We start from the raw sequence: 8,724 nt of genomic DNA on the forward strand, positions 1-8,724 counted from the left end.
CAATACACCGCGTACCTTAATGTTAAGGAAAAATGATTATATCAGGAGGTGACTCCTTATCCTTTGTTGAGAGGATAGGGTTAAATGGACGATATTGACAGTCTGATTTTAATTGGCGTGCTCATTGCTTTAACCGCGTTTTTCGTTGCAAGCGAGTTTGCGATTGTTAGAGTAAGGAGATCCAGAATAGATCAGCTTATCACAGAAGGAAACAAACGGGCGATACTCGCAAGGCGTGTCATTACAGATTTGGATGAATATTTATCCGCATCCCAGCTGGGCATTACATTGACATCAATTGGACTTGGCGTACTGGGTGAACCGGCCTTTGAACGGCTGCTGCATCCACTGTTTGAACCGCTCGGCTTGCCAGACTCGGTTTCACATGCAGCCTCTTTTGCAGTCGCGTACGGCTTGATCACGTTCCTGCACGTTGTTGTAGGTGAACTGGCCCCGAAAACGGTCGCGATTCAAAAGGCAGAACAGCTGACTTTACTGATAGCGGGCCCTTTGCGTTTATTCTATTTGCTCCTGTTTCCGTTTATTTGGATCCTCAATGGATCGGCGCGGCTTTTATGCGGGATGTTCGGTTTGAAGCCTGCGTCAGAACATGATGGTTCCCATTCTGAGGAAGAACTCAGGATGCTGTTATCTGAGAGTTTAAAAAACGGAGAGATTAATCCGTCTGAATATAAATATGTGAATAAGATTTTTGAATTTGATAATCGGATCGCCAAAGAAATTATGATACCGCGGAAGGAAATGGCTGCTGTGTCAACTGAGATGACGATGGCCGAGATGCTTGAAGTCATGCTGAAGGAAAAATACACGCGCTGGCCAGTCACTGATGGAGACAAAGACAGTGTGCTCGGTTTGGTCAATACGAAGCATTTGTTTTCTGATTTGCTGTTTATGACAGAAGAAGAACGAATGAAGATGACGATCCATCCGTATGTGAGGCCGGTCATTGAAGTGATTGAAACGATCCCGGTTCATGACTTGCTGATTAAAATGCAGCGCGAGCGCATTCATATGGCTATATTGTCGGATGAATACGGAGGAACCTCGGGACTTGTGACGACAGAGGATATTCTTGAGGAAATTGTCGGAGAGATCCGAGATGAATTTGATGAAGATGAACAGCCGCTGATCCAAAAGCTTGGCGACGGCCATTATGTGATGGATGGAAAGGTTCGGATCGATCAGGTGAACAGCCTTCTTGGCGCATCGATTCAAGAAGACGTCGATACGATCGGCGGGCTGATATTAAAAGAAAACATCGATATTGAGGCTGGTGAATCCATTCGCATCGGTTCATATACGATAAAGGCGCTGAAGATGGACGGCCGATTAATCAAGCAAATCGATATAAAAGAAGAAGCCGGCAACACAACCGGGATTACGGCGCACCACAAGCTGCCGCTGCCCGAGCCTGTGATGCTGAACAGTGCAACCTTGAGCGAGAAATAAGCTCAAGGTTTTTTTATATTGTGATTGTCCAGCCGCACCAAAATGCAAAAAGCGACCCGCAAAGTGTCAGGCCGATGTACAAGATGCTTTCTTTTACACGTTTGGCCATAAGGAGTTGAATAGTTTCAACGCTGAATGTGGAAAAGGTCGTAAAGGCGCCAAAAAACCCCGTGCCAATGATAAGCGAGACCGAAGCATTTGCAACGTGAAGTCCTGTAAATATTCCGAGCCCGAGAGCTCCGAGAATATTGACTGTCAGTATGCCAATGGGCAGGCTGAGACCTTTGGTTTTGGCGGTTATGACATTGCCAAGCCAGAAGCGAAGCATTGCGCCAAGTCCGCCCCCTATGAAAATACCCGCTAGTGTCATCTTTCCTGCAGCCCCTTTCTTTGCTGAATGCCTGCTATGCGCCGTCCCGCAAAAACACCAATCAGTGCAAATATGATCCCTGATATCAATGAGGCTGCCACATATAAAAGAGCCAATGAGGGTTGTCCTTGCAAAAGCATCACTGTTTCCTTAGAAAACGTGGACATTGTTGTGAAGCCTCCGCAAAAGCCGGTGCCTAAAAAAGCCGACAGCAGAGGCCGTTTTGCACCGATCATAAAAAATCCGGTCAAAATGCCTAATAGAAGGCTGCCTGCCGCATTTTCCAGCCAGGTTGCCGCCGGGAACTGACCGGTGTGTATCCATAAGTTTAATCCGTATCGGAGGCAGGCGCCAAGCGCGCCTCCGATAAAAACCGCGCTATATATTTTCATGTTTGCCATCCTTTATGATGAAATCCGGGTAATCTGTAACGATGCCGTCCACGCCCATGGCTTGTAATTTTGCCGCTGTCTTTTGATTGTTGACAGTCCATGCAAATATGTTTAAGCCATTTTTATGGACGGAGCCGATCATCAGACGGTTGAGCCGTGTGTATTTTATATTGACATAGTTTGCAAAAGAGCGGAAGGCCTTCATCTGATTTCTGGACAGCATGCCAAAGTTGGGCCTTGTAATGACCGCTGTCGGAATCGAAGGATAAAGCTCGCGGAACCTTTGGACGGAGCGGAACTGAAAGGATTGAACAATATTATTGATAGAAAAAGAAAATTGCCCTAATAGCTGTCCCACCTCTTCTTCAATTCCGACTTGAGACGGATGGCCTTTTAGTTCAATTAAAAGGCCGATTTTTTTGTGGTAGCGCTTGAGCACCGCTTTCAGGGTCGGAATACGCTCTCCTTGAAAAGCGGGACCGTACCAGCTTCCTGCATCGAGTTTTTGCAATTCCTCCAAGGTAAAATCCTTAACAAAGCCCGATCCGTTTGTTGTTCGGTCAACCCTGTCATCGTGTATCACAACAATCTGCCTGTCTTTTGTAAGCTGGACATCCAGTTCGATCATATCTGCATTCATTTTCACCGCAAGGTCAAATGCGGCAATCGTATTTTCCGGAGCGTAGCCGGATGCTCCGCGATGGGCAATGATGTACAAGCTAAGTCAGCTCCTCGTATGGGCATTTCTGTTATTGTATCAAATCCATATATGCACCGCGATACAAACTGGTGAATTTTTTCTGCCATATCGGAATGGTCCGGGCTGAGGAATGCGTATAACTAAAAAAAGACACTCAGCGTATCAGAACACATTTCGTCAGAAAATTAGGTCTTTCGACATGTTCACAACAAAATATGATCCTTTATAATAGCAAAAAAGGAGGCGAGATCATGGGAAAAGGGAGAATCAGAGTGGAGGAAAGAATTAAAGCCGAAACGGATGCTGAAATGCAAAAAGCAACTCTCCTTGATCAGACACAAACGAAAAAAGGTAAGTGACTGTCCCTATTGAATCTGGCTGATAGATGAATTGAGAAATGACCCCGGCGTTTCGCCGGGGTTTTGTGCTGCATAAGACATTTAAATGAACATCCTTACGAATATTTTAGTATAATAAACAATTGATTGGGATAGAGGGGAGACAGTCATGCCGGATTATCTGCAGCAGTATTTTACGCTTGATAACATCATACAAATCGGCATCAGCTTGGCGATTTTGCTGGTGTTTCTTATACTTAGAAAATTATTCACAAGATATTTCTTTAACCTGCTTTTTAATTTGACAAACCGGCCGAAAACAGAAATTTTTAAACAGGTGGTTCTGGCGTTTGATAAGCCGGCCAGATGGTTTTTTGTTGCCCTTGGGCTGTTTTTAGCGATCCGGTTTTCACCGTTTTTAGATGAGCAAATGCCGGTCATCAGCAAAATATACCGCTCACTGATTGTGGCGCTCTTGTGCTGGGGTCTTTGTAATTTGACGGCAACATCGTCGTTTATCTTCCATAAAGTTAATCAGCGCTTCGAGCTTGACATGGATGACATTCTGGCCCCGTTTTTATCCAAATTGCTTCGTTTTGTGATCATTGCGCTCAGTGTCAGTGTGATCGCTCAGGAATTCAATTATGATGTCAACGGATTTGTAGCGGGCCTAGGTCTTGGCGGGCTGGCTTTTGCGCTTGCCGCGAAGGATACCATCAGCAACTTCTTCGGCGGTATTATTATTATTACTGAAAAGCCGTTTACAATTGGTGACTGGGTGGAGACGTCGACAGTAACAGGATCAGTCGAGGATATTACCTTTAGGAGCACGAGATTCAGAACAGCACAGGGGGCGCTTGTAACGGTGCCGAACTCTACGCTGTCGATGGAAGCGATCACGAACTGGACAAGAATGACCAAACGCCAGATTACGTTTTCCATCCATGTGTCCTACGCTACGCCGATTGAGAACCTTGAACGCTCCATTCATTCTCTCAGAACAATGCTTTTAGAGCATGAGGGCGTTGATAATGAAACAATCATGGTCAACTTTGATACGTTTGCCGACAGCTACTACAATTTATTTTTTAACTTCTATACAAAAACGACAGTTTGGGCTGAAAACCTTAATATTAGAGAGGATATCAACTATAAAATTATTGAGATTTTAGGTGCAGAAGGTGTCCAGTTTGCATATCCCGGCCAAATGGTTGTTGTCAAGCAAAAGCACGAAAGCGACCCATTCCAGGTGAATCTAAATAAAGAGGAAAAGGAACGGGCTTAAAAGAGAGACTTCGTCTGACAGAGGCGGAGTCTTTTTCATGGTAAAATAAGAGAAAAAGGCGGTGTTGAGTTGGAAGCATTCAAAAATATTCTACATGAAGCACAGAGAATTGTTGTGCTGACAGGAGCGGGAATGAGCACAGAATCAGGGATTCCCGACTTTCGTTCAGCAGGGGGCATTTGGACGGAAGATGCCTCAAGAATGGAAGCGATGAGCCTTGATTATTTCTCAAGTCATCCGCGTCTGTTTTGGCCCAAATTCAAAGAATTGTTCCAGATGAAAATGAGCGGCAGCTTTGAACCGAATGAAGGCCATTTGCTTTTAGCTGAGCTGGAGAAGCAAGGGAAGCAGGTCGATATTTTCACGCAAAACATTGACGGTCTTCATAAAAAAGCGGGGAGCAGGCATGTGTACGAACTGCATGGTTCTATCCAGACAGCAGCTTGTCCGGCATGCGGCGCCCGATATGATCTTCCCCATTTGCTGGAGCGGGAGGTGCCGGAGTGCACGGCGGCCGGAAACAATGGGGACATTTGCGGAACGGTATTAAAAACCGATGTTGTTCTCTTTGGCGATGCCGTCATGCACTTTGACACCCTTTATGAAAAGCTGGATCAAGCAGATCTTTTATTGGTTATCGGTACGTCTCTCGAAGTGGCTCCGGCTAGATTTGTGCCTGAGGATGCAAGCCTGATTCCCGGCATGAAGAAAGTCATCATAAACCTTGAACCAACGTATTGCGACAGCTTGTTTGACATGGTCATCCATCAAAAAATCGGTGAGTTTGCCCGAAGTTTGGGCATAAAAAAGTGAGCCGCTTTATGCGCCTCACTTTTTTATTCATGAACAGGAACCATTGTGTCCTCTAACACTCCGAAGGAATAGCCTTTTTCTTTTAATTTATTGATTAGTACCGGCAGCGCATTTACAGTAGCAGGAAGATCATGCATGAGAATTACATTTGGGCGGCTTGAAGAGCTGTGTTCCATATTCTCAAGCTGCTGTAATACGGCGGTCACATACTGTGAATTCCGGTATTTCCAGTCCATGCTGTCGATCGTCCAATCCCAGTACACAAACCCATCTTTCTCCAGATTGCGAATTTGTGAGGCGGTTAGTGACGGCTTGCTTCCGTAGGGCGTTCTGACAAGAGCGGTTTTATATCCTGTAATGTCCTGCAGCATGTCACGCGCCTCCTGCATTTCTTTTAGCGGAGATGTCGGTGTTTGATAGAACAATCTGTTATTGTGGGTAACGCCATGTAAACCGAGTGCGTGGCCTTCCTTTTCTGCTCTTTTCACAGCCTGCTTGAATTCGTTCATCCGCGGTGACAGCATAAAAAACGTCGCTTTTACATCAGCGCTTTTCAGTACGTCGAGCAAGCGGGTTGTAACGGCTGAAGGGCCGTCGTCGAAGGTTAAGTAAACTGTTTTATCTCCCATGTTCTGCTTTGTCTGCAGATGTTTTATCAGGAGATCGGGGGAGTCGTTTTTCAGCTTAAGGCTTTCTTTCTCATCTCGAAGCTGGCCGTTTGTTGTGACAGTGACTTCCTTTGCTTTCGTTGAACTGTTGGAATAACCCAAAATCACCATAAGCAAAAGCAGCACACATAAAACTGCTAAACTTGCAAATTTAAAAGCAAGCGAAACTGCAGAAGGAGAAGCCTCTCCTCTCGTTTGTCGCATAACAATCTCTCCATTGGCATAAAATCTCTACATAATGCTGTACAGCAGGCAGCTTATGAAGGTGCCTTATGTTTACAACCTATGTATTACCAGTCAAGTATACAGGAATAAAACTGGAAAGCACATAGAAAAGTTGTCGAAATGTCAGATTTTAAGGAAAAAATAAACTCTTTTCCGCTATAGATCTCTTGATCTTTCTGTTTTTCAGCATGTCCAATATGATAGAATTAGTGACAATGACAGCTTGAATGACATCAGGGACATCTCGAAAAGGGAGGGCTTTTATGAAGGTATTAGTCAATGGCCAGCTGATTGGGCGCAGTGAAGCATCAATCGATTTGGAAGATCGCGGTTATCAGTTTGGTGACGGCATCTATGAAGTGATCAGGGTGTACAAAGGAGTATTGTTCGGCTTACGTGAGCATGCAGAGCGTTTTTTCAGAAGTGCTGCTGAAATCGGAATTTCACTGCCATTCAGTATAGAAGATCTCGAGTGGGACCTGCAAAAGCTTGTACAGGAAAATGCGGTCAGTGAGGGAGCGTTATACATTCAGACAACAAGAGGTGTGGCCCCGCGAAAACACCAGTATGAAGCCGGCCTCGAGCCGCAGACTACTGCTTATACGTTTACGGTGAAAAAACCGGAGCAAGAGCAGGCATACGGAGTGGCGGCCATTACAGATGAGGATCTTCGCTGGCTAAGATGTGATATCAAAAGTCTGAATTTACTGTATAATGTCATGACGAAGCAAAGGGCCTATGAAGCGGGAGCATTTGAAGCCATTTTACTTAGGGACGGCGTTGTTACGGAGGGTACATCCTCTAACGTTTATGCCATTATCAACGGCACGGTGCGAACACATCCGGCTAACCGGCTCATTCTCAATGGAATTACACGGATGAATATTTTAGGACTGATTGAAAAGAATGGGATCAAACTGGATGAGACTCCTGTCAGTGAAGAAGAGTTGAAACAGGCGGAAGAGATCTTTATTTCGTCAACGACGGCAGAAATTATTCCGGTTGTGACGCTCGATGGACAATCGGTCGGAAGCGGGAAACCCGGACCGGTGACCAAACAGCTTCAGGCTGCTTTTCAAGAAAGCATTCAGCAGGCTGCTAGCATTTCATAAATGAACGAAGAAAAGAGCCCGCTTTTTACAGCGGGGCTCTTTTTATTTTTTAACAAATCCAATCAAAATGGAGATCATTGGCGATATATAGAGGAAGAACGTAAACGGGATGTAGTCTATGACTGGAACACCAAGTGCGCTCGCCATAAATGCGCCGCTGACGCCCCAAGGAATCAATGGGTTAATTAATGTTCCGCCGTCCTCTAATGACCTTGTCAGAAATTTTCGCTGGATGTTTTGTTTGTCATATAAAGATTTAAATGATTGTCCCGGTATTAATATCGATAAATACTGTTCGCCGGTTGCCAAGTTGACGCCGATGCTTGAGCAGACAGTTGCTGCAACAAGACGACCTTTTGAGCGGATACCTTTCATGACGCCTTCCAATAGTGCAGAAATCAATCCGATTTTCTCCATCAATCCGCCAAGTGCAAAAGCAATCATAATGAGAGAGACAGAGCCCATCATGGATTGCAATCCGCCTCTGTTGATAATTTTAGCGGCTGCCTCATTGTCAGTTTCGAAAGTTGTGCCATTTTGCAAAGCTGTCATAAACGCCTGCAGGCTGCTGTCGGGTACAAAAATAGCAGTCAAAATTCCCGAGGAAATAATTCCGGCAGTCAGAACGGGGATTACTGATACCCGTTTCATTGCCAGCAAAACGACTAAGAGCGGAGAAAGAAGGGCCCACGGTGTCACGTTTGCAACATCTTTTATTCCGGTTATGACCTGCTGAATATTATCGGTTGAAGCAGCGTCCGCTGACACTGATGAACCGAGAAAGTAAAACAGAACGACAGTGATGAGCAAAGCTGGAATGGTTGTGCCCATCATATGGCGAATGTGTTCAAAGATCGGTATTTCGCCTATTCCGGCTGCAAAGTTGGTTGTGTCCGACATCGGCGACATTTTATCCCCAAAACAAGCGCCGCATATGACTGCGCCTGCTGTCCATTCAAGCGGAACGCCGGCCGCGCTCGCTACGCCAATCAGCGCTACCCCGATTGTGCTTACAGTTGTCAGGCTTGAGCCAACAAGTGTGCTGATGATCATACATGAAAACAAAGCAGTCAACAGAAGGTGGCTTGGTTCAATAAAGGATAGGGCATAAACTGTCACAGTCGGTATTGCGCCGCTGTACATCCAGGCGCCGATTAAGATGCCGATCAGCGCTAGAACAATAATCGGCTGTACGCCGTTTTTGATCCCGTCTACAATCCCTTTTTCAATACTCTTCCAGGAAAATCCAAACCATAAAGCTGCTGCTGAAAGCATGACAACACTTAAAAACAGCGGGATATGAGGTTCTACATGAAGCAAGAATAAGCAAGAAATAATAATGCATAACATG

10 protein-coding genes are annotated in these 8,724 nt (G+C 45.3%); 5 read left to right on the forward strand and 5 right to left on the reverse strand.

Annotated features, from left to right (window positions below; all coding sequences use genetic code 11):
* The first annotated feature begins 84 nt into the window (after positions 1-84).
* A complete protein-coding gene (locus RAC86_RS31160; RefSeq protein ID WP_377886390.1) occupies positions 85-1,470 on the forward strand; it encodes a hemolysin family protein in 1,386 nt (461 codons plus the stop codon).
* Positions 1,471-1,483: 13 nt separating this feature from the next.
* Here the strand turns inward: RAC86_RS31160 and crcB are convergent, their stop codons facing one another.
* Genes crcB through RAC86_RS31175 form a run of 3 tightly spaced genes read right to left on the reverse strand, consistent with a single transcriptional unit; the run spans position 1,484 to position 2,950 of the window.
* Positions 1,484-1,840 (reverse strand): fluoride efflux transporter CrcB, encoded by a 357-nt coding sequence (gene crcB / locus RAC86_RS31165; RefSeq protein ID WP_377886391.1) that lies wholly within the window; start codon positions 1,838-1,840, stop codon positions 1,484-1,486.
* Positions 1,837-2,232: a fluoride efflux transporter FluC gene (locus RAC86_RS31170; protein WP_014479308.1), complete on the reverse strand. Its 396-nt coding sequence runs from the start codon at positions 2,230-2,232 to the stop codon at positions 1,837-1,839. The genes crcB and RAC86_RS31170 overlap by 4 nt, the downstream gene beginning before the upstream one ends.
* The gene (locus RAC86_RS31175) at positions 2,219-2,950 is read right to left on the reverse strand and encodes a glycerophosphodiester phosphodiesterase (RefSeq protein ID WP_080529117.1); all 732 of its coding nucleotides are present in this window, start codon (positions 2,948-2,950) and stop codon (positions 2,219-2,221) included. The genes RAC86_RS31170 and RAC86_RS31175 overlap by 14 nt, the downstream gene beginning before the upstream one ends.
* A gap of 233 nt (positions 2,951-3,183) precedes the next feature.
* Here RAC86_RS31175 and RAC86_RS31180 point away from each other — a divergent pair, with 233 nt between their 5' ends.
* The 3 genes from RAC86_RS31180 (at position 3,184) to srtN (ending at position 5,368) form a co-directional block, all read left to right on the forward strand.
* Positions 3,184-3,291, forward strand: a complete 108-nt coding sequence (locus RAC86_RS31180) for a YhdX family protein (RefSeq protein ID WP_009966908.1) — start codon at positions 3,184-3,186, stop codon at positions 3,289-3,291.
* A gap of 148 nt (positions 3,292-3,439) precedes the next feature.
* Entirely contained in the window at positions 3,440-4,555 is a 1,116-nt protein-coding gene (mscY, locus tag RAC86_RS31185) for a small-conductance mechanosensitive channel protein MscY (protein ID WP_377886392.1), read from the forward strand.
* 69 nt (positions 4,556-4,624) lie between these two features.
* Positions 4,625-5,368, forward strand: coding sequence for a sirtuin NAD-dependent deacetylase (gene srtN / locus RAC86_RS31190; protein ID WP_257986509.1), 744 nt, complete (start codon positions 4,625-4,627; stop codon positions 5,366-5,368).
* Between the two features lie 23 nt (positions 5,369-5,391).
* Here the strand turns inward: srtN and RAC86_RS31195 are convergent, their stop codons facing one another.
* Positions 5,392-6,240, reverse strand: a complete 849-nt coding sequence (locus RAC86_RS31195) for a polysaccharide deacetylase family protein (protein ID WP_377886393.1) — start codon at positions 6,238-6,240, stop codon at positions 5,392-5,394.
* 284 nt (positions 6,241-6,524) lie between these two features.
* On the opposite strand from RAC86_RS31195, the gene dat reads away from it, so the two are divergent.
* Complete coding sequence (dat, locus tag RAC86_RS31200) at positions 6,525-7,373, forward strand: D-amino-acid transaminase (protein WP_377886394.1); 849 nt, start codon at positions 6,525-6,527, stop codon at positions 7,371-7,373.
* Positions 7,374-7,415: 42 nt separating this feature from the next.
* Here dat and nhaC read toward each other — a convergent pair whose 3' ends face one another.
* Positions 7,416-8,723: a Na+/H+ antiporter NhaC gene (gene nhaC, locus RAC86_RS31205; protein WP_377886395.1), complete on the reverse strand. Its 1,308-nt coding sequence runs from the start codon at positions 8,721-8,723 to the stop codon at positions 7,416-7,418.
* Position 8,724 lies beyond the last annotated feature (1 nt).

This window comes from Bacillus sp. LR_5, assembly GCF_042709275.1.

Bases quoted from the DNA above. Each gene is read 5' to 3' on its own strand.
- RAC86_RS31170 (WP_014479308.1), bottom strand. From the start codon at position 2,232: ATGAAAATATATAGCGCGGTTTTTATCGGAGGCGCGCTTGGCGCCTGC.
- dat (WP_377886394.1), top strand. From the start codon at position 6,525: ATGAAGGTATTAGTCAATGGCCAGCTGATTGGGCGCAGTGAAGCATCA.
- RAC86_RS31160 (WP_377886390.1), top strand. From the start codon at position 85: ATGGACGATATTGACAGTCTGATTTTAATTGGCGTGCTCATTGCTTTA.
- RAC86_RS31180 (WP_009966908.1), top strand. From the start codon at position 3,184: ATGGGAAAAGGGAGAATCAGAGTGGAGGAAAGAATTAAAGCCGAAACG.
- mscY (WP_377886392.1), top strand. From the start codon at position 3,440: ATGCCGGATTATCTGCAGCAGTATTTTACGCTTGATAACATCATACAA.
- nhaC (WP_377886395.1), bottom strand. From the start codon at position 8,723: ATGTTATGCATTATTATTTCTTGCTTATTCTTGCTTCATGTAGAACCT.
- crcB (WP_377886391.1), bottom strand. From the start codon at position 1,840: ATGACACTAGCGGGTATTTTCATAGGGGGCGGACTTGGCGCAATGCTT.
- RAC86_RS31195 (WP_377886393.1), bottom strand. From the start codon at position 6,240: ATGCGACAAACGAGAGGAGAGGCTTCTCCTTCTGCAGTTTCGCTTGCT.